General features: G+C 66.3%; 18 protein-coding genes. 10 read left to right on the forward strand and 8 right to left on the reverse strand.

Features of this window, described 5'->3' with window-relative positions; all coding sequences use genetic code 11:
* Window position 1: 1 nt before the first annotated feature.
* The 7 genes from ACQPZ2_RS37105 to ACQPZ2_RS37135 are packed head-to-tail and all read left to right on the forward strand — an operon-like array spanning window position 2 to window position 6,996.
* Window positions 2–247, forward strand: a complete 246-nt coding sequence (locus tag ACQPZ2_RS37105; RefSeq protein WP_433522668.1) for a HypC/HybG/HupF family hydrogenase formation chaperone — start codon at window positions 2–4, stop codon at window positions 245–247.
* On the forward strand, window positions 244–2,517 hold the full coding sequence (hypF, locus tag ACQPZ2_RS37110) for a carbamoyltransferase HypF (RefSeq protein ID WP_433522669.1): 2,274 nt from the start codon (window positions 244–246) through the stop codon (window positions 2,515–2,517). The genes ACQPZ2_RS37105 and hypF overlap by 4 nt, the downstream gene beginning before the upstream one ends.
* Window positions 2,518–2,533: 16 nt before the next feature.
* Window positions 2,534–2,899, forward strand: a complete 366-nt coding sequence (locus tag ACQPZ2_RS37115; protein ID WP_433522670.1) for a HypC/HybG/HupF family hydrogenase formation chaperone — start codon at window positions 2,534–2,536, stop codon at window positions 2,897–2,899.
* Window positions 2,896–4,008, forward strand: a complete 1,113-nt coding sequence (hypD, locus tag ACQPZ2_RS37120; protein ID WP_433522671.1) for a hydrogenase formation protein HypD — start codon at window positions 2,896–2,898, stop codon at window positions 4,006–4,008. Before ACQPZ2_RS37115 ends, hypD begins: the two co-directional genes overlap by 4 nt.
* Entirely contained in the window at window positions 4,001–5,089 is a 1,089-nt protein-coding gene (hypE, locus tag ACQPZ2_RS37125) for a hydrogenase expression/formation protein HypE (RefSeq protein WP_433522672.1), read from the forward strand. Before hypD ends, hypE begins: the two co-directional genes overlap by 8 nt.
* A gap of 48 nt (window positions 5,090–5,137) precedes the next feature.
* Window positions 5,138–6,244, forward strand: a complete 1,107-nt coding sequence (locus tag ACQPZ2_RS37130; protein WP_433527623.1) for a HoxN/HupN/NixA family nickel/cobalt transporter — start codon at window positions 5,138–5,140, stop codon at window positions 6,242–6,244.
* A complete protein-coding gene (locus ACQPZ2_RS37135) occupies window positions 6,244–6,996 on the forward strand; it encodes a DUF6390 family protein (RefSeq protein ID WP_433522673.1) in 753 nt (250 codons plus the stop codon). The genes ACQPZ2_RS37130 and ACQPZ2_RS37135 overlap by 1 nt, the downstream gene beginning before the upstream one ends.
* Window positions 6,997–7,065: 69 nt before the next feature.
* On the opposite strand, the gene ACQPZ2_RS37140 is transcribed toward ACQPZ2_RS37135, so the two are convergent.
* Entirely contained in the window at window positions 7,066–7,749 is a 684-nt protein-coding gene (locus ACQPZ2_RS37140) for a TetR/AcrR family transcriptional regulator (protein WP_433522674.1), read from the reverse strand.
* A 296-nt stretch (window positions 7,750–8,045) separates the two neighbouring features.
* Here ACQPZ2_RS37140 and ACQPZ2_RS37145 point away from each other — a divergent pair, with 296 nt between their 5' ends.
* Window positions 8,046–8,633 carry a hypothetical protein gene (locus ACQPZ2_RS37145; protein ID WP_433522675.1) on the forward strand — a complete coding sequence of 196 codons (588 nt, stop codon included), beginning with the start codon at window positions 8,046–8,048 and terminating at the stop codon, window positions 8,631–8,633.
* Window positions 8,634–8,839: 206 nt separating this feature from the next.
* Here the strand turns inward: ACQPZ2_RS37145 and ACQPZ2_RS37150 are convergent, their stop codons facing one another.
* Genes ACQPZ2_RS37150 through ACQPZ2_RS37160 form a run of 3 tightly spaced genes read right to left on the reverse strand, consistent with a single transcriptional unit; the run spans window position 8,840 to window position 10,604 of the window.
* Window positions 8,840–9,037: a ferredoxin gene (locus ACQPZ2_RS37150; protein WP_433522676.1), complete on the reverse strand. Its 198-nt coding sequence runs from the start codon at window positions 9,035–9,037 to the stop codon at window positions 8,840–8,842.
* A 14-nt stretch (window positions 9,038–9,051) separates the two neighbouring features.
* Window positions 9,052–10,251: a cytochrome P450 gene (locus ACQPZ2_RS37155; protein WP_433522677.1), complete on the reverse strand. Its 1,200-nt coding sequence runs from the start codon at window positions 10,249–10,251 to the stop codon at window positions 9,052–9,054.
* A complete protein-coding gene (locus ACQPZ2_RS37160; protein WP_433522678.1) occupies window positions 10,248–10,604 on the reverse strand; it encodes a DoxX family protein in 357 nt (118 codons plus the stop codon). The genes ACQPZ2_RS37155 and ACQPZ2_RS37160 overlap by 4 nt, the downstream gene beginning before the upstream one ends.
* A gap of 214 nt (window positions 10,605–10,818) precedes the next feature.
* On the opposite strand from ACQPZ2_RS37160, the gene ACQPZ2_RS37165 reads away from it, so the two are divergent.
* Together ACQPZ2_RS37165 and ACQPZ2_RS37170 are read left to right on the forward strand one after the other, a co-directional pair.
* On the forward strand, window positions 10,819–11,871 hold the full coding sequence (locus ACQPZ2_RS37165; RefSeq protein ID WP_433522679.1) for a DUF3068 domain-containing protein: 1,053 nt from the start codon (window positions 10,819–10,821) through the stop codon (window positions 11,869–11,871).
* A gap of 156 nt (window positions 11,872–12,027) precedes the next feature.
* Window positions 12,028–12,477 (forward strand): EthD domain-containing protein, encoded by a 450-nt coding sequence (locus ACQPZ2_RS37170; RefSeq protein WP_433522680.1) that lies wholly within the window; start codon window positions 12,028–12,030, stop codon window positions 12,475–12,477.
* Window positions 12,478–12,483: 6 nt separating this feature from the next.
* Here the strand turns inward: ACQPZ2_RS37170 and ACQPZ2_RS37175 are convergent, their stop codons facing one another.
* The 4 genes from ACQPZ2_RS37175 to ACQPZ2_RS37190 form a co-directional block, all read right to left on the reverse strand.
* Complete coding sequence (locus ACQPZ2_RS37175) at window positions 12,484–14,703, reverse strand: MMPL family transporter (protein ID WP_433522681.1); 2,220 nt, start codon at window positions 14,701–14,703, stop codon at window positions 12,484–12,486.
* Window positions 14,704–14,841: 138 nt separating this feature from the next.
* On the reverse strand, window positions 14,842–15,696 hold the full coding sequence (locus ACQPZ2_RS37180) for an MFS transporter (RefSeq protein ID WP_433527624.1): 855 nt from the start codon (window positions 15,694–15,696) through the stop codon (window positions 14,842–14,844).
* A 99-nt stretch (window positions 15,697–15,795) separates the two neighbouring features.
* Entirely contained in the window at window positions 15,796–16,065 is a 270-nt protein-coding gene (locus tag ACQPZ2_RS37185; protein ID WP_063043125.1) for a metal-sensitive transcriptional regulator, read from the reverse strand.
* 63 nt (window positions 16,066–16,128) lie between these two features.
* Window positions 16,129–18,267, reverse strand: coding sequence for an MMPL family transporter (locus ACQPZ2_RS37190; protein WP_433522682.1), 2,139 nt, complete (start codon window positions 18,265–18,267; stop codon window positions 16,129–16,131).
* Window positions 18,268–18,602 lie beyond the last annotated feature (335 nt).

Genomic DNA, 18,602 nt, shown 5'->3' on the forward strand with positions numbered 1-18,602 from the left:
GATGTGCCTTGGCATTCCGGGGCGGGTCGTGGAGATTCCGGACGGTTACCACGGGCAGATCGCCGTGGTCGAGGTATCCGGGGAGAAGCGCAAGGTCAATATCGGTCTGCTCGACGCGGATCAGTCCGCCGCACCGGGTGATTGGGTGATCATTCACATGGGATTCGTCGTCGAGAAGACCGACGCCGCTGGGGCGGAGCGGGCGATGGCCGGGCTGCGCCTGCTCGGCAGCGGAGAACAGCCGTGACCGTCGACCGCGTTCGCCGCCGCCTGCTCGTGCGCGGCGTGGTGCAGGGCGTCGGATTCCGGCCGTTCGTCTACACCACGGCCGTCGAGCTCGCGCTGACCGGCAGCGTCGCCAACGACACGGACGGCGTCGTCATCGAGATCGAGGGCGCCGAGGCATCGGTGCGGGAGTTCGTTCGCCGGGTGCACGAGTCCCCGCCGCCGCTGGCCGCCGTCGCCTCGGTCGAGCAGACCGCGGTCGATATCCGCGGCGGTACCGGATTCCGGATCGGGGACACCCGGCGCGGCGGCGCCGGACGCACCCTGGCCTCACCCGATGTGGCGATCTGTACGGACTGCGCGCGGGAACTGCGCGACCCCGCCGACCGCCGCTACCGCCACCCCTTCGTCAACTGCACCAACTGCGGCCCGCGATTCACCATCATCGCCGGACTGCCCTACGACCGCGAGCGCACGTCCATGGCCGATTTCGCCATGTGCCCGCGCTGCGCCCGCGAATACGCCGACCCCGCCGATCGCAGGTTCCACGCCCAGCCCATCGCCTGCCCGGACTGCGGGCCCACCCTGTCCTACGTCGGCCCCGGCGATCCCGCCCGACCACTCGCCGCGGCGCGCGAATTACTTTGCGCCGGAGGCGTTCTCGCGGTCAAAGGCATCGGCGGCTACCACCTCGCCTGCGACGCCGACAACGACACGGCCGTGGCCGAATTGCGTCGCCGCAAGCGGCGCGGCAACAAGCCGTTCGCCGTCATGGTCGCCGACTTGGACGCCGCGGCCCGCATCGTGACCATCGATCCCACCGGTGCGACCCTGCTGAGCGGTCCGCAGCGGCCTATCGTCCTGCTGCCGCGTGGCCAACGGCCCGTCGCCGACGCGGTCGCACCGGGCAATCCCGACCTCGGCGTCATGCTCGCCTACACCCCACTGCATCTGCTGCTGTTCGGCCTGCCCGGCGATCCACCCGGCCCCGACGTGCTGGTCATGACCTCCGGCAATCTCGGCGGCGAACCGATCTGCTACGACGACGCCGACGCCCGCACCCGTCTGGCCGGGCTCGCCGACGCCTGGCTCGGCCACAACCGGCGCATTCTCGTCCCGTGCGACGACTCGGTGGTGCGTGTCGTGGACGGCGCCGAGCTGCCGGTGCGCCGCTCCCGCGGCTACGCACCGCTCCCGCTGGCGCTGCCCATCCCGGTTCCGCCGACCCTGGCGGTCGGCGCCGACCTGAAGAACACCTGCGCTGTCGCCGACGGACGGTACGCCTGGCTGAGTCAGCACATCGGCGACATGGACGATCTGGCCACCTTGCAGGCATTCGACACGGCGCGATCCCACCTGGAGGAACTCACTTGCGTGCACCCGACCCAACTCGCCGCCGACGCGCACCCCGGCTACCGTTCGACCGCGTGGGCCCGGGCGAACGCGGCCGACCGACCGGTGCACACGGTGCAACATCATCACGCGCATCTGGCCGCGGTGATGGGCGAGCACGGGATCGATGCGAACGAGACGGTCCTCGGCATCGCCTTCGACGGCACCGGGTACGGACCCGATGGCGCGGTCTGGGGCGGTGAGGTGCTCGTCGCCGGATACAAGGGCTACCGGCGCATTGCGCACCTGTCCTATGTGCCCTTGGCGGGCGGCGACCTCAGCGTCCGAAAGCCCTATCGGATGGCCCTGTCGCATCTGCGCACCGCGGGCATCGAATGGTTCCCCGGCATCGCCTCGGTCGACGCCTGCCCCGAAGCCGAGCGGGCCGTGCTCGCGCACCAATTCGACACCGGGCTCGGCTGCGCGCCGACCTCGAGCATGGGCAGACTGTTCGACGCGGTCGCCTCCCTGGCCGGGGTGCGGCACATCGTCGACTATGAGGCGCAGGCCGCGATCGAACTCGAGGGTCTGGCCCGCGGGGCAGGCCCGGCGGCGGGCCGGTACCGATTCACTTGGCACGACGGCGATCCCGCGCGGATCGATCCTGCCCCGGTACTCGCCGAGGTCGTCGCCGACGCGGCAGGCGGCGTATCGCCCGCGATCATCGGCGCCCGATTCCACGCCGCCGTCGCCGACCTCGTGCACGACACCGCACGGCGATTCGCCGCGCCCGAGTCGGCGATCGCGCTGTCGGGCGGTGTGTTCCAGAACGCGCTGCTGTTGTCGAGCTGTACCCGTCTGCTGCGGCACGACGGATTCCGTGTCATCAGTCATCGCAGACTGCCACCGAACGACGGCGGGATCGCGTTCGGTCAGCTCCTGGTAGCCGGTGCGGTGTGAGTGAAGGAGACGAGCGATGTGTCTTGCGGTTCCCGGAAAGGTGCTCAGCGTCAACGAACGCGACGGCACGCTGATGTCGGAGGTCGACTTCGGCGGCGTGCACAAAGACGTGTGCCTGCAATACATCCCGGACGTGGCGGTCGGCGATTACGTCGTGGTGCACGTCGGGTTCGCGATCCAACGCCTGGATGAAGAATCCGCATTGCGGACGCTGGCCGAGTTCGAACATCTCGGCGTACTGAAGGAGGAGTTCGGCGACGGTTTCGCGCTCGCGGCGAAGCAGGCCGGTGTCGACAACCCCGAAGCCCCACAACCCGGGGCGAACAATTCCGACGCGACCGCGCCGGGCGCAACCGTCGACGACCAGGAGGCGAAGTCATGAAATACCTGGACGAATTCAGCAATCCCGAGCTGGCGCGGCACCTGCTCGACCGTATCCGCGCCACCACCAGCAAGCGCTGGTCGATCATGGAAGTGTGTGGCGGACAGACACATTCGATCATCCGCCACGGGATCGACCAGCTGTTGCCGGATCAGATCGAGATGATCCACGGGCCCGGTTGCCCGGTGTGCGTCACCCCGCTCGAGGTGATCGACAAGGCACTGGAGATCGCCGCACGGCCGGGGGTGATCTTCTGCTCCTTCGGCGACATGCTGCGGGTACCCGGCAGTCACAAGGATCTGTTCCGGGTCAAGAGCGAAGGCGGCGACGTGCGGGTGGTCTACTCGCCGCTGGACGCGCTGGAACTGGCCAAGAACAACCCGGATCGGCAGGTGGTGTTCTTCGGCATCGGATTCGAGACCACCGCGCCCGCCAACGCGATGACGGTGTACCAGGCCCAACGGCTCGGCATCGAGAATTTCTCGCTGCTGGTCTCGCACGTGCTCGTCCCGCCCGCCATCGCGGCGATCATGGAGTCGCCCAGCTGCCGGGTGCAGGGATTCCTCGCCGCCGGGCACGTCTGCACGGTGATGGGCACCGGCGAATATCCGCCGCTGGCCGAGAAATACAAGGTTCCGATGGTGGTCACCGGATTCGAACCGCTGGACATCCTCGAAGGCATCCGCCGCACCGTGCTCCAGCTCGAGGAAGGACGCCACGAGGTCGAGAACGCCTATCCCCGCGCGGTAGCCGCGGCCGGGAATCCGGCGGCCAAGGCGATGCTCGAGGACGTCTTCGAGGTCACCGACCGAGCGTGGCGCGGCATCGGCGTGATCCCCCTCAGCGGCTGGCGGCTGTCGTCGCGCTACCGCGACTACGACGCCGAACAGCGTTTCGCCGTCGGCGATCTGCACACCGCCGAGTCTTCGGTGTGCCGGTCCGGTGAAGTGCTCCAAGGCTTGATCAAACCTCACGAATGCGCCGCATTCGGCAAGGAATGCACCCCGCGAAACCCGTTGGGCGCGACAATGGTCTCCTCCGAAGGCGCCTGTGCCGCGTACTACCTGTACCGGCGTCTCGATCTTCCCGCGGAGGTCGCCCATGCCTGACACCAACGGCAGTCGGGCAGCCGCATCTCCCCCGCTCGACATCGATGGTTGGGTCTGTCCCATGCCGCTGCGCGACGCGCCCAATATCGTGATGGGACACGGCGGCGGCGGTGCGATGTCGGGCGAGCTGATCGAGCACCTGTTCCTGCCCGCATTCGGCGCGGCCGCCGACACCGAGCTCGGCGATTCGGCGGTGCTCCCCCTCGGCGACGCGCGGCTGGCGTTCTCCACCGACTCGTTCGTGGTCAAGCCGCTGGTGTTTCCGGGCGGCTCGATCGGTGACCTCGCTGTGAACGGCACCGTGAACGATCTGGCGATGTCCGGCGCCAAGCCGATGGTGCTCTCGACCGCGTTCATCCTCGAAGAGGGCACCGCGCTGGCCGAGATCGCCCGCATCGCCGAAGCCGTCGGCACCGCCGCGCTCGCGGCCGAGGTCCGGCTGGTCACCGGTGACACCAAGGTCGTCGACGCCGGGCACGGCGATGGCATCTTCATCAACACCGCGGGCATCGGACTGGTGCCCGAGGGCGTGGACATCCGGCCCAAGCGGGCAAGGCCCGGCGATATGGTGCTGGTCAGCGGTGAGATCGGACTGCACGGTATCGCGGTGCTGAGCTGCCGGGAAGGACTCGAGTTCGGCACGACACTGTGCAGCGATACCGCGCCACTGCACGGATTGGTCGCGGCCATGCTCGCCACCGGTGCCGATGTGCACGTGCTGCGCGATCCCACACGCGGTGGCATGGGCGCCTCCCTCAACGAGATCGCCCGGGCCGCGGGCGTCGGCGTCGAACTCGACGAACGGGCGATACCGGTGCCTGTCGGGGTGCGCGATGCCTGCGGGTTGCTCGGTCTCGACCCGCTGTATGTCGCCAACGAAGGCAAACTCGTCGCGTTCGTGCCACCCGCCGACGCCGACCGGGTCCTCGATGCCATGCACGCGCATCCCCTCGGCGCTCACGCGGCACTCGTGGGTCACTGCGTTGTCGAGCATCCGGGGATGGTGGTGGCCCGCACCGCCCTCGGCGGCACCCGTGTCGTCGACCTGCCCGCAGGAGAACAGCTACCGCGAATCTGTTGAACACGGCGGTGGCTCCGCCGGACGAGTGGGAAAGATGGGACCGTGGCGATGGCGACGATCACCACGAGGCTGCGAGATGCCTGGGCCGGATTCGACCGCGGGCAGCGTCGCGGCATCCTCGGCATGGCAGCGACGATCGTCATCCTGCACATCGTGGGATGGGGAACGCTGCTGTTGCTGGTCGTGCCCGACGAGTACCTGGTGGACGGCGCGATCTTCGGCGTCGGGCTCGGCGTCACCGCCTACACGCTGGGCATGCGACACGCCTTCGACGCCGACCATATCGCGGCGATCGACAACACCACCCGAAAACTGGTGGCAGACAAGCAGAAACCGATCACGGTCGGCTTCTGGTTCTCCTTGGGGCACTCCACGATCGTCTTCGTGCTCGTCGGACTGCTGGCCTCGGGGATTACGGCGCTGGCGCGAAACCTGGAAGACGAGGACTCGCGGCTGCAGCGGTGGACCGGGGTTTTCGGCACATCGGTCTCGGGCACCTTCCTGATCCTCATCGGACTGCTGAACCTGGCCGCGCTGATCGGGATCTGGCAGGTCTTACGTGCCATGCGGCGCGGCGGCTACAGCGAAGCGCAACTCGAGCGCGCACTGGACTCGCGCGGCGTGCTCAACCGGATCTTGGCGCCGGTCATGCGCACGGTGCGCAAGCCCTGGCAGATGTATCCGGTGGGGCTGTTGTTCGGCCTCGGTTTCGACACCGTCACCGAAGTGGGTCTGCTGGTGATCGCTGGCGGCGCGGCCGCCACCGGGCTGCCCTGGTACGCGATTCTCGTTCTGCCCGTGCTGTTCTCGGCGGGCATGTCGCTGTTCGACGCGCTGGACGGTTCGTTCATGAACTACGCCTACGGGTGGGCCTTCGCCGGACCGATCCGCAAGATCTACTACAACATGGTGGTCACCGGGCTCTCGGTCGCGGTGGCCCTGCTGATCGGTGTCCAGGAGCTCATCTCCATCCTCACCGAGAAACTCGAGGTCACCGGCGGGGTACTCGCCTGGATCGGGGGCGTCGACCTCGCCACGATGGGCTTCATCATCGTCGGCCTCTTCGCGTTCACCTGGGCAGGCGCACTCGCGATCTGGCATTACGGCGACATCGAAAACCGCTGGAGCGCAACGCTATCGGAGGAACCGACCTGATGGACGGTGTGGAGATGTTCGCGCGCTACGCGTACGCGCCCAACCACCTCGGGTACTGCGGGCCAGAGCACACCGCGGCGCTACGTGACCGCGATGGCGAACGCGTGCGGGTGCTGGCGCGCGGCTTCTCCGGCGCATGGCCGTACCTGCGGGCGATGTCGCGCCTGACCGGCGTCACCGACCCGCTCGACGAGCGGCTGGTGGCGTCCTATTGGCTGGGTGGAGGCATCGGCGACGAACTCGACGGTCCCGAGTTCCTGGCCGAGCTGCTGCGCCTCATCGCTCCGATCGCGGGTGTGTACTGGTCCCATCTGGGGCCCGATCTCGCTCCGGAGGCGGCCGCGAACCACAGCTTCCACGTCTTCGGCGTCTACCCGTGGACCAGGCTGCTGCCCGTCGCCGGCGGCGACCAGCCCTTGGAAATCCTCGACAACTGCCGCATCACCGCCGCGACGGTACTGGATCGCCACCGCGACGACCTCACGGTCGGGATCAGCCGGTTGCGCTGGGACGGCGCACGCCTATCACTGTCGGCGACGACACGGCGAACCATCCCGGTGTGGACCGACGGCTACGCCGCGCTCCCTGACGCGGCGCCGGGGGACGACATCGCACTGCACTGGGGACAACCGTGCGGGCGGTTGACCGCCGAGCAAGTCGACGACCTCACCAGCAGCACAGAACGTCAACTGCAGGTGACGAATCAGCGTTTGGCGGCCATCGACGGCGTTGGTCCGCGCTACCGCCCATAGGGATTGCCGAGACCCGGCTTTGGCTCGGCGCCTACGCGAGCGGCCCGGCGACCGTGAACTTCGCCGACTTCACTCCGACGCGGTTTTCGGGGTGGCGGTGATGATCTCGAGTACCGCTGCGATCAGTGGGCCGTCGGGGTCACTCAGGCGCGGCAGCGAATTGCGATTCACCAAGAGGGATCCAAGGGTGAGATCTACCAGTTCGGCACCGACCTGCGCGGCGGATCTGCGCCCTTCCGGCTCGAACCACGTCCACGCCCACTGCGCGGAACCGAAGATGAGCAGGCTCCGGATGCTGGTATCGACAGTGCGGAACTCACCCGAGGCAACGCCCGCATCGACCACGTTGTGCAGGATTCCGATGTAAGCCCTGCGCAGCTTGCGCCCTTCGGAAGCTTCATCCTGCTGCGCGAACCGCGCGACCTCACGCTGGAATGCGACGGTCCGATTCCGATCGTGCACCTGATAGAGCATGGCCGCGTGCAACAGCCCGGCAAGCTGCTCGGTCGGCGTGGCGAACTTCGAAACAATCCGCTCGGCCTCGTCGATCCGCTGCCGCATGTAGGAAACATGTAGAGCTTCCAACAACCGCGCCTTCGTGCCGTAGTGATGCACGATCAGGCCCTGAGAGATGCCCAACTCCCTTGCGACACCACTGAAGCTGGTTCCGTCGTAACCCTTCTCGGCGACATGGCGCGTGAAGATATCGAGAATCGCGCCCGACTTGCCCGGTCCTGTCGCACGCTCACCCACGGATCCCACCCCTCCTCGGCCAAATTTCCGGAAACTCTAGCACCAGCCGACTGCTTTGCCAGTCGTTGACTGAGTGCGCAGTCAGTATTAGCATTATGCGCCGAGACGCAGCGCCGCACTCGCCGCATCAACCGTTCATCTCGAAATAGTCGAGCAACAACCTATGATTCAGCACGCCCATCCCGCCGAGGCCGTCATCGATCGACGAGCCACATGACCAGCCTCCGCGATAGCGCCACCGACATCACGACGCGCATCGCCCGATTTGGCGACCACTACGTCAGCATCGGCCGCAGATGGTGGTCAGCAGCGCCGTGAGCACCATGGACGCGGGCATAGCGGCACCGGGGGACAGTGCGATCGATGCGGCGTCGGTGCTGTCGCCGGATCAACTGCTGGCCGCGATCGCAGGGCGTCTCACCGAACCGTTCCCGATGATCACGTGGGCGAGAGAACTCGGCGATCTGCATGCCGCCCTGATTTCGGCGGTTTTGAATCCGCAACGGCATGCGCCCGAAGTCACCGAGACGGCCCTGCACGCGGATATCGCGAAGGTGATCGACAAGATCAACTCTTGGGCGGCGTCCTACGTCCGTCACAGCCGGTGCGCCCGCCGCCACACCCACACCTTCGGTGAGGTGATCAGTCATGTCGCGAAGACTTACGCCGAGGCATGGTGGACGGTGCTGCACGCCGACTGCGAGGAGCTTCGGCACTCCGCATGGGTCCATCTCAGCGAGGTCCGTGACGGATACGAGCACCTCATCGGCGATATCCGGGCAGGCCGCGTCCAACTCCCACTGGGCTGGCGCGGCATCCGGCACACCCGCCAAACCGACAGCCCGGAAATCGACGCCGACGTGGCGGTCCAGGCCGAGCAGTAGCAGGCGGTCGAACATCGGCGCGGCGTGCGGGAATCGCAGCAGCGTGCGGCCTGATCACCGCTGCCCCGAGCAACACGACGCCGACTGCACGGTCCGAAGCGCTGGCGTGCGCAAAGAGGATATCTGCCTCCGGTTGTCTGTTCAGGCCCCTCGCATTGGCCGCGAACCCGGTAATGCATTTCGACAGCGGCGCCAGCCGGACTGGCTCACGAGATCTCCCGCAGCGCCGCGACGGGGCAGGAGTCCACGGCCGTGCGGGCAGCCGTGACGAGATCAACGGGCACCTCGGCGCCGTCGAAACGGTAGATGAGCTCGGCGTCGCCATCGAGGCTGAACACCTCGGGTGCCTGTGCGGCGCACAGGCCGTGTCCCTCGCACCGGGGGTAGTCGACGGAGATCTTCATGGCGGATTCCTCTGTCAGGCTGGAATGAGTTGCAGCGGAAGGCGTTCGAAGCGGTGGATGATGTTGTTGATCGCCCATTCGGGCGCACCGGCGATCTCGATGCGGTCGACCTGCTCGACGAGTGCGGCGAGCATGGCCTGCGTTTCCAGCCGCGCGAGACCTTGACCGGCGCAACCGTGTATGCCGTGACCGAAGCCGAGTTGGCGGGTGGCGTCGCGGCGGATGTCGAAGGTGTCGGGGTCGTCCCATTCCAGCGGGTCACGATTGGCCGAGGAGTAGATCACGACCACGCGGGAGCCCGAGGGGATGCTGGTTCCGGCGATGTCGGTATCATGAATCGTCTTGCGGGAGAACGCACGTAGCGGTGATTCGAATCGTACGACCTCGTTCACCGCGTTCGGTATCCGTGTTGGATCGTCCTCGAGCATCTGCCACTGTTCGGGGTGGCGTGCGAAAAGGTACATGGCGCTGGCGATCGCGCTGATCGTGGTGTCCAACGAAGGGGCCAGGTAATCGATCAGCAGAGCGGGGCATTCGGCGCGGGAAAGCTTGCCGTCGTCGGTGGCCTGCAGCACGTCCTCCCCGACGCTGCCCGGCAGCAGGTCTCGCTCGCGGGCGAGCCGTCGCGTGAAATGCATCATCCCGATCGCCGACGGTGCGGTGCACATGGACTGCCGGTTGAGTGGCCCGAGCGCGTCGAATGTGGCTCCCGCCCACCGCAGCAAGTGTTCTCGACCGCGCTGGGGCCACCCGATCAGATCCGGCACGACCGACAGCGGCAGCGCGGCCGCCAATTCGACACCATCGATACGTCCCTGCGCGATCGCATGTTCGACGGCCGCGGCCGCCTGCTGGTCGATCGATTCGCGCATCGCTCGCAGTGCCCGCGGGGACAACCGGCGGGCCAGCAACGCGCGGCGGCGGTTGTGATCCTCGCCGTCGCTGTTGAGGGTGGTGCCCTTCGAGAGCCGGTTGGCCACCGGGTTCAACCCGACACCGGCTCCGGAGACGAACGTCCGATCGTCGCGCAGGACGGCCTTGCATTCGGCGTAGCGCGGCAGTGCATAGGCGCGTTGCTCGGCCAGCCACACCACCGGCCCGAGTTCGCGCAACCGCGCATAGTGCGGATAAGGGTCGAGAATGCCCTCGCGCGAATAGATGTCGGGACGGTAGACCGGGACGTGGGCTGGAGGAACTCCCCTTCGAGCAGTCATAGGTGCGCCCCGAATACAGTCACGACATAGGCGATTGCCAGCACACAAACGCCGATCGACGGCGCGTACTCGCCCACACCGTCACCGACCTTCACATGGGTGATGACAGCGCCGATCATCAAGAGCACCAACCCGATTCCGGCCGCCGCCCCGAGCGGCCACCACACCATGCCGACCAGCACGCCCAGGGCCCCGGTGATCTCGAGCACGCCGATGCCGCGGAAGACGGTCACCGAGTAGCCGAAGTGTTCGGCACGCTGACGCATGGCCGCCACGGCCAGCACCTTGACCGCACCGAGCGGCAGAAGCCCGACCGCCAACAGCACGGCGAACACGATGGATGCGGCTGTCATCGGCGCACTCCTACTTTCCAGTGATTGTCTGACGATATCGTCACTCACGAGGATGCAGTCAGTCAAGGATTCTGAATATTTCGTCAGCACGACCGGCATTGGGCAGCGTCGGCCTCGAGCCCCGTCGATCGAATGTGACGAATTCGTCAACTGCTTTCAAATGACTCTGTCATCATGAGTGCCGATATCGTCAGTTAGCTGAAAGGAGTGGTCGATGCTCGGCTATCGCCACCCGCGTACCGACCTACCGTGCGAGCGCAGCACAGAACGCAAGGGCGAGGCGCGGGCGAGGCGGCGCGTCCTCGGATTCGTCGCGATAGCCGTCGCCGCGGTGTTCGCGGTGGTCGCGGCACTGCTGCCGATCCATACCGCGGATGCGCTGATCAAGGTTCCCGCACCGATTCGGCAGGTGACGATGGCGGTCGGCACCGGCGCAGTCTTGGACCTCGACCTCCTGATGCGGGGCAAGGTGCAGATCCAGTCGAAGGTCCCTGTCCAGGTGTCGTCTTTGGTGACCAGCGTCGAGCCGACTGATTCCGACAGCATCACGCTCCGGGTCGCGCAGCAGACCTCGCGGCTGGATCGCCAGGGACAGGCCGGGTTACTCGACGCACTGGTCGATCAGGTGAGCATCAGCCGGACGAGCGGGACGCCTCGGCACACCCCGGCGCAGACGGTTTTCGAGCCCGGTCAGCGTCCACTCGAGACGGTCCGCAGCGGATTCCAGTACAAGTTTCCTTTCGACACCGACAGGCACGACTATCCGTACTTCGACGTCATCTCCCAACAGGAGACACGCCTGCGGTACGTCGACGACACCACCGTGCGAGATGGCCTGGGCCTATTGCATTTCCGCTCACAGGTACCGCCGGTCGACCTCGCTCCCCTGCTGCCGATGCGAGGCGAGATCACACTGCCCGCGGAGTCGGTGGGACGAGCCGGAGACCAGGGGGTGGCGATGTCTTTGTACTACACCGCCACCCGCGACATCTGGGTCGAGCCGGTGACCGGCGCGGTCATCACGGTGAGCGAATATCAGCACCGATATCTGGCGACGGCGTCCGACGACCCCGCCGCCATCACCGTCTTCGACGGCACACTGCAGTTCGACGAGCAGTCCGTCCACGAGATGACCGGCCAGGCTCGCGACGCCCGCAGGCAAATCGCCGCACTGCACGTCTACGGCCCCATCGCCGCCGCGATAGCCGCGATGGCGGCGCTGACATTCGGCATCTCGCGGCCCAGAGCACGCCGAGCCACTAAATGATGAATCAGTCAAATGTGACCGTTGCATCATATTGATGCCAACTGTTAGCCTCATCACGCTTGATCAAATGATCAGAAACGCCGCGGCCCGCGGCCACCACAAGGAGTGCAGTTGAACGAGAACACCGGCGAGAGCACAGGTTCAAGGCGCGCCTTCATGACCGGTTCGACCGCAGCGGGCATCGGGGCCATCCTGGCCTCCCGCGCACCCGACGCGGCCGCGGACTCCTCGTCCTATCCACTGAAGCTGGTGTGCGCCATCCGACGTCGGGCGGACCTGTCGCCCGCCCAGTTCTACGACTACTGGCTCAACAGCCACGGGCCTTTCGCCACCGAGCAGATCAAAGTGCTCGGCGGCTACCGCTACGTCCAGAGCCACACGGCGGATTCGACTCAGAACCTGCTCCTCGCCACCGCGCGAGGCACCGGCGCGGCCTTCGACGGCGTCACCGAAGTCTGGTTCCCCTCCGCACAAGCCGTGATCACGGCATTGACCACACCCGCCGGAATCCAGGCCGACGACCGACTCACCCAGGACGAGAAGAACTTCATCGACCTGGCGCAGTCCTCCTACTTCGTGACCCAGGAGCACGTGCTGCTCGGCTAGCGGGCGTCACGACACGCCGGTAATGTCCTGCGGCACTTCGGCTTCGGCGTGGTGACCGAATCGGCGTTCGAGTTCGACACCCTCGATGTCGAGGTCGGGGACATAGCGGGCGAACCAGCGCGGGTGGTACCACATGCGGTTTCCAATGATGGCCATGACCGCGGGCACCAGGGTCAGCCGGACGATGAAGGCATCGAGCAGGACACCGACCGCCAGGGTGAACGCCAGGGGTTTGACGATCGGATTGTCGGTGGTGGTGAAGGCGACGAATACCGCGCACATGATCAGCGCCGCCGCGGTGACGACGCGCGCGGAGTGCGCGACGCCGTTCTGCACCGAACTGATGGCCTCGCCGGTGCGCGTGTGCTCCTCCTTGATCCGGGATACGACGAAGATCTGATAGTCGCTGGACAGGCCGAAGATGATGGCCAGCGTGATGATCGGCAGGAAGCTCAGCGTCTGCGCCTTGGTCACGTCGAAAAAGCTTGCACCCCAGCCCCATTGGAATACCGCGACCTGGGCGCCGAGGGCGGCGAAGACCGACAGGATGAATCCGACGATCGAGGACAGCGGGACCAGAATCGTGCGGAACGCGATCGTGAGCAATACCAGCGCCAGACCCACGACGACCGCGAGGAAGGGGGGCAGCGCCTTCGCCAACTGGTTCGAGGTGTCGATGTTCGCTGCCGTCGTGCCACCGACGAGATACTTTGCGCCGGTGCCACTTTCGATGTTGTCGCGATCGTCACGCAGCCGGTGCACCAGATCGGTGGTCGCGGAGTCGTTGGGACCGGTCTTCGGGATCACCTGGACGAGCAGCAACCCGTTGCCGGAGCCCGCGGGCTGGACGGCGGCGACGCCGGGCACCTGCCGCAGTCGGCCCATCAGTGTTTGTGCGGCGTCCGGACTGGTAGCGGCCGACAGGTCGGTGACAACCAGCAGGGGTCCGTTGAAACCGGGGCCGAACGACCCGCTGACGATGTTGTACGCCTTCCGGGCGGTGCTCGACTCCGATTGCGTTTCACCGCTGGGCAATCCGAGGTCCATGCGCGTGGCCGGGATAGCCAGTGCGGCGAGAACGGCGATACCGAGAACCAGCATCGGGATCCGGAATCGGGTGACGAATCGGCCCCACGCGTGCCCGAATGTGCGTTCGGGCTCGTAGGCGGCGATGCGCGCGACCTCCTGCGGCTTGCCTGGATGCAGCGGCGGCGAGATGAACTTGGCGACCATATCGCCGGCGAAGCCGAGTAGCGCGGGCAGCAGTGTCAGTGCGACCAGCATGGCGACCAGCACCGCACCCGCCGCGGTCAGCCCCATGACGGTGAGGAAGGGAATGCCCGCGACCGCCAGGCCGCACAGTGCGATGATCACGGTTATCGCCGCGAATACGACCGAACTGCCCGCGGTTCCGACGGCAAGCGGAATCGACTCGTCCGCAGCCATGCCCAGCACGATCTGGTGCCGATGCCGCGACAGGATGAACAGCGCGTAGTCGATGCCACAGGACAGACCGAGCATCAGCGCCAGCGACGTCGCCGCCGAGGCCACGTCGACGAAGGCGGCGACGCCCAGAATCCCGGTGAGCCCGATACCCACGCCCACCAGCGCGGTAATGATGGGCAGTCCGGCGGCGACCACCGCGCCGAAGGTGATCAGCAGAATGATGAATGCCGCGACGATGCCGAGAATCTCCGGGGTATGCGGGATCTCGGCCGTGAAGCCCGGATACACCGCACCGGAGAATTCCACCGTGAGACCGGCATCGCGAGCCGAGTCGGCGATGCGATCCACCTCGTCGAGGGTGCCCTCGCCGACCTCGCCCGCCGACACCGCGAACTGCACGCTGCCCAGTGCCACACGCTGATTCGGCGACACCGCCTGCGCCTCGAACGGATCGACGACCGCCGCGACCTGCGGCAGTCCCTTCAACCCCGCCATTGCCCGTTCGATCTCGGCGGTCACCTGCTGGTCGGTCACCTTGGCCACGGCGGGGGTTTCGAAAACAACCTGCATCTGCGCGCCACTGAACGCGGGCATCCGCTGCTGCAGCAATGACACGGCATCCTGCGACTCGGTGCCAGGAACGGTGAAGTTGTCGTTGGTCTTACCACCGGCGCCGACGGCGAAACCGATCGCGCCGACCAGCAGGACGATCCACAGTGCGAGCACCCACCAGCGGCGACGCGCTACGACCTGGCCGAGGGCGAACAGATACCGGGACATACGGGTCCTCTCACCGAGCCACCGATTGACACATCAGCAAAGCGATCACGCACAACACCGGTACGATAACACAACAACTGATGATTTCCTCATAAACGCAGCAATGGTCAGCAACCTGTTAGACCATCGAGACAGGCGTCAGAGCGCCGCGTCGTCGAGTTCCATTGCGGTGGCGTCGATATCGGAAATGACCGCCCAATCGGCGCCGAGACCGGGCGGGACGGTCTTGGCGAAGAACGAGGCGACGGCGACCTTGCCCTCATAGAAGGTTCGATCGCCGGTGCCGGAGCCGAGAGCGGCGAGCGCGATTTCGGCGGCGACGAGCAGTCGCCAGGCAACCAGCAGGTCGCCGACCGCGAGCAGGAACCGCACTCGGCACCGGAAACATGCCGGGCCGCAACAGCATCCTGATGGGCCGCGGTGTAGAGGTACACCGCACCGGCGTATGCCTTCTTCCGGGAAGGCGTCCATGATCGTGTCGGTGGCCGGTGAGACGCTCAGGCCGATCGCGAGGCCCAGCAGCACCAGCGGCCAGGCGAACGCGGCGTAGCCGGATTCGGCGTCGACCCGGATGGGGACCACCAGGGCGAGAATGCCGAGCATCATGCCCGCCACGACCATCGCGCGCAGCCCGAGGCGCGGAGTCAGTACACCGGTGATCGCCGAGCCGACGAAGACCGCGCCCGCCAGCGGCAGCAACCGCACGCCCGTCTCGAGTGCATCGTCTCCGAGCACGAACTGCAAATGCCGGGTGACGTAACAGATCGAACCGAAAGCAGCCAAGAAGAACAGCAGCACAGCGAGATTCGCACCGGCGAAGGCACGGTTGCCGAACTTGCGGATGTCGAGCATCGGGTTGGGATGACGCAATTCCCAGACAACGAATCCGGCGGCGGCGATCACGCCCACAATGCCCGCGACCAGCGCGGAAGTGCGCCAACCGTTGCGCGCCCCTTCGAAAAGCAGATGAAATCTCCAGAGCCGCGGCGCAATTGGAGGGAGCGCACCCGCAACCGGCGCACGACGGCATCGAGTAGAACCGGCTCGCCGCGGCCACTGCGATCGTGACCAGGATCGTTCTGATCCTTCGGGTCAGGCCAGGGCCAGGAACAGCTTTTCGAGTTCGTCGACGGTCATGGGTTCCGAACCTTCGGGCGTTTCCCGGGTCAGGCATTCGCGCAGGCCGCTGGCGACTATCTTGAAGCCCGCGCGGTCGAGGGCACGGGATACCGCGGCGAGTTGGGTGACGACATCTTTGCAGTCGCGGCCCTGTTCGATCATCGAGATCACGCCCGCGAGTTGTCCGTGTGCGCGGCGCAGGCGGTTGAGCACCTGGGCGATGCTTTCCTCGTCACCAACCATGAGAATCGTCTCCTTCGATCGAATTACCCAGTATACCCGCCGGGGTATATGCGGCTTCCGGGGTCAGTGCGAGAAGCTGATGGCGGGCAGCACCTTCTGCAGCCAGGCCGGTGACCACCAGGCCGCACGACCGGTCAGGCGCAATAGCACCGGCAACAGCACCAGTCGGATAAGCACCGCGTCCAGCAGCACCGCGACACCGAGGATGATGCCCATTTCCTTGGGCGGCAATGGATCCGCCAGCGCGAAGGTGAAGAACACCGCCACCATGACCGCCGCCGCGGCGAAGATGACCCGGCCCGAATGCGCCACACCGTCCACGTGCGCGACCTTCGGATCATTCGACAACTCGTAGTGCTCCTTCGCGGTGGCCAGTAGGAACACCGTGTAGTCCATCGCGATGGCGAAGATCATGGCGAAGAAGAACACCGGTCCCCAGCCGTCCAGGAATCCCTGCGGGGTGAAGCCGAGCAGGCTCGCGCCGTGCCCGTCCTGGAACACCAGTTTCGCCACACCGAAGGCCGCCGCCGTGGACAGCAGGCTCACCACGGTGCCCAGCAGCGCGATCAGCGGAGCCCGCAAAGCGATCAGCAGCAACCCGAAGCCGAGTACCAGGATGACGCCCACGATGATCGGCAAGTAGTCGTCGAGCGCCTGCTGCAGATCGAGATTCTCCGCCGCCGCGCCACCGACCAACGCGCCGTCGGGCAGCCGATCACGCAGCATGTCGAGGGTCGCGCCCATGGACGCATCCGACGGATCGACCTCCGGCATGGCCTGCAGCATGACGAGACCACTGCCGTCTGAGGCGGGCTGCGGCGGGGTGACCATGGCGATGCCGTCGGTCGCCGACGCAATCTCGGCTGCCCGCGCGCCGATGTCTTGCGCAGCGACTATCTGCAGCATCCCGGGAGCGCCCGCCCCGAACTGCTGCTGCACCAATTCGTAGCCGCGGTGCACCGGAGCATCCTCGGGCACGACCGCGATCGAGGGCATTGCCACCTTCAGGCCGAAGACCGGAATCGCCAAGCCTATGAGTACCGCCAGCGCGCCGATCGCGAACGGCCACGGCCGCCGGTGCTGCAGTTCGGCCCAGGCCGCGAAGCGCGGCGATCGGTGTTGCTGCCGCTGCACATGCGGCAGCGAAACGGCATTCACCTTGCGCCCCAATTTGCCCAATGTCGCGGGCAGCAGGGTCAGCGTGGCGAGCAGGACGAACGACACCGCGAACATGATGCCGACCGCCATCGTCCGCACCGCCGGGGCGGGCACGATCAGTACGGCCGAAAGACTCACCAGCACGGTCGATCCGGACAGCAGAACCGCCTTGCCCGCGGTGTCCATGGTCTCGGCGACCGCGGCCCGCGCATCGCCTGTCTGCCGAATGGCGTCACGGAAGCGGGACACGATGAACAGCGCGTAGTCGATACCTAGGGCGAGTGCGAACATCATGGCGAAGTTCATCGCCCACACCGAGATCGGCGTCATCTGGTTCAGCAGCACCAGACCGCCCGCCGAGGCAACCAGCCCGGCCAGCGTCAGCAATAGCGGCAGCCCGGCGGCCACCAGGGAACCGAAGGCGATCACCATAATGCCCAAAGTGACCGGCCAGGAAAACATTTCGGCCTTCATCATGGCGTCGTGATTGGCCTTGTTGAAGTCACTCCACAGCGCCGAGGACCCGGTCGGATAGACCTCGACCCCATTGCCGGACAGTGCGGTCAACTCCGCCTTCCGATCGTCGACCGCGGCGACCATGTCGTCGGTGTTCGCATTCGCGCCCGCGATGAGAATGCCGGTGTGCCCGTCGGCGCTGATCGTCATCCCCTGCTGCGGCGGTATCACCGCACCGAAGCGCGAGTCCCGCCCCAGCACGTCGGTGATCTCCCCGATCACCTGACGCATCCGGCCACTGTCGACAGTGGCCGTGTCCGAGTGGACGACGACCTGAACCGCAGCCGCCGAGTTACCGCCGAAGTGCTGTTCGGCGAGTTCCCGAACCTGCACCGACTCCGATCCGTTCGCCTGCCAGCCCGCACCGGCCAGGGAGTCGAACACCGTAGGCGCGGCCGCACCCAACGCGACCAGCGTCAGCAACCACACGCCGAACACCCATCGCGCCCGATCTGTCATAGCCGCACCCAATCGGCCCAGACCACCGGTCGTTCCGGTGGCGGTCATGCCTTGCTCTGTCACTCGCATGCTCGATCCTCTCTATACCCCCATGGGTATGTGATCCTGTGAGCACAATACCCCCTGGGGTATATGACATGCCAAGCTCGGGTCGAGTGAAAGATCTAACTCCGCCATACCCCTGTGGGTATCACCCCTGAAGGAGACCCAATGTGTCAACGTGCCGTTTGCCCGAAATGCGGTAAGCCCACCTATCGAGGGTGCGGTGAGCACGTCGAACAGGTGCTGTTCGACGTGCCGCCCGAGCTGCGGTGCTCATGCACCGCGCCGAATCCGCGTCCGAGCAGGTCATGGTGGCCTTTCGGGTGACACGGCGGGCGGCGGCGGCTTCAATCGAACGATCT

It is taken from the genome of Nocardia pseudovaccinii (genome assembly GCF_050942345.1).
Lineage (GTDB): Bacteria > Actinomycetota > Actinomycetes > Mycobacteriales > Mycobacteriaceae > Nocardia > Nocardia pseudovaccinii.

What these genes read in the sequence shown, in the direction of transcription:
- ACQPZ2_RS37105 (WP_433522668.1), top strand. Translation starts at nt 2, where the DNA reads ATGTGCCTTGGCATTCCGGGGCGGGTCGTGGAGATTCCGGACGGTTAC.
- ACQPZ2_RS37115 (WP_433522670.1), top strand. Translation starts at nt 2,534, where the DNA reads ATGTGTCTTGCGGTTCCCGGAAAGGTGCTCAGCGTCAACGAACGCGAC.
- hypD (WP_433522671.1), top strand. Translation starts at nt 2,896, where the DNA reads ATGAAATACCTGGACGAATTCAGCAATCCCGAGCTGGCGCGGCACCTG.
- hypE (WP_433522672.1), top strand. Translation starts at nt 4,001, where the DNA reads ATGCCTGACACCAACGGCAGTCGGGCAGCCGCATCTCCCCCGCTCGAC.
- ACQPZ2_RS37130 (WP_433527623.1), top strand. Translation starts at nt 5,138, where the DNA reads ATGGCGACGATCACCACGAGGCTGCGAGATGCCTGGGCCGGATTCGAC.
- ACQPZ2_RS37135 (WP_433522673.1), top strand. Translation starts at nt 6,244, where the DNA reads ATGGACGGTGTGGAGATGTTCGCGCGCTACGCGTACGCGCCCAACCAC.
- ACQPZ2_RS37145 (WP_433522675.1), top strand. Translation starts at nt 8,046, where the DNA reads ATGGTGGTCAGCAGCGCCGTGAGCACCATGGACGCGGGCATAGCGGCA.
- ACQPZ2_RS37150 (WP_433522676.1), bottom strand. Translation starts at nt 9,037, where the DNA reads ATGAAGATCTCCGTCGACTACCCCCGGTGCGAGGGACACGGCCTGTGC.
- ACQPZ2_RS37155 (WP_433522677.1), bottom strand. Translation starts at nt 10,251, where the DNA reads ATGACTGCTCGAAGGGGAGTTCCTCCAGCCCACGTCCCGGTCTACCGT.
- ACQPZ2_RS37160 (WP_433522678.1), bottom strand. Translation starts at nt 10,604, where the DNA reads ATGACAGCCGCATCCATCGTGTTCGCCGTGCTGTTGGCGGTCGGGCTT.
- ACQPZ2_RS37165 (WP_433522679.1), top strand. Translation starts at nt 10,819, where the DNA reads ATGCTCGGCTATCGCCACCCGCGTACCGACCTACCGTGCGAGCGCAGC.
- ACQPZ2_RS37170 (WP_433522680.1), top strand. Translation starts at nt 12,028, where the DNA reads ATGACCGGTTCGACCGCAGCGGGCATCGGGGCCATCCTGGCCTCCCGC.
- ACQPZ2_RS37175 (WP_433522681.1), bottom strand. Translation starts at nt 14,703, where the DNA reads ATGTCCCGGTATCTGTTCGCCCTCGGCCAGGTCGTAGCGCGTCGCCGC.
- ACQPZ2_RS37185 (WP_063043125.1), bottom strand. Translation starts at nt 16,065, where the DNA reads ATGGTTGGTGACGAGGAAAGCATCGCCCAGGTGCTCAACCGCCTGCGC.
- ACQPZ2_RS37190 (WP_433522682.1), bottom strand. Translation starts at nt 18,267, where the DNA reads ATGCGAGTGACAGAGCAAGGCATGACCGCCACCGGAACGACCGGTGGT.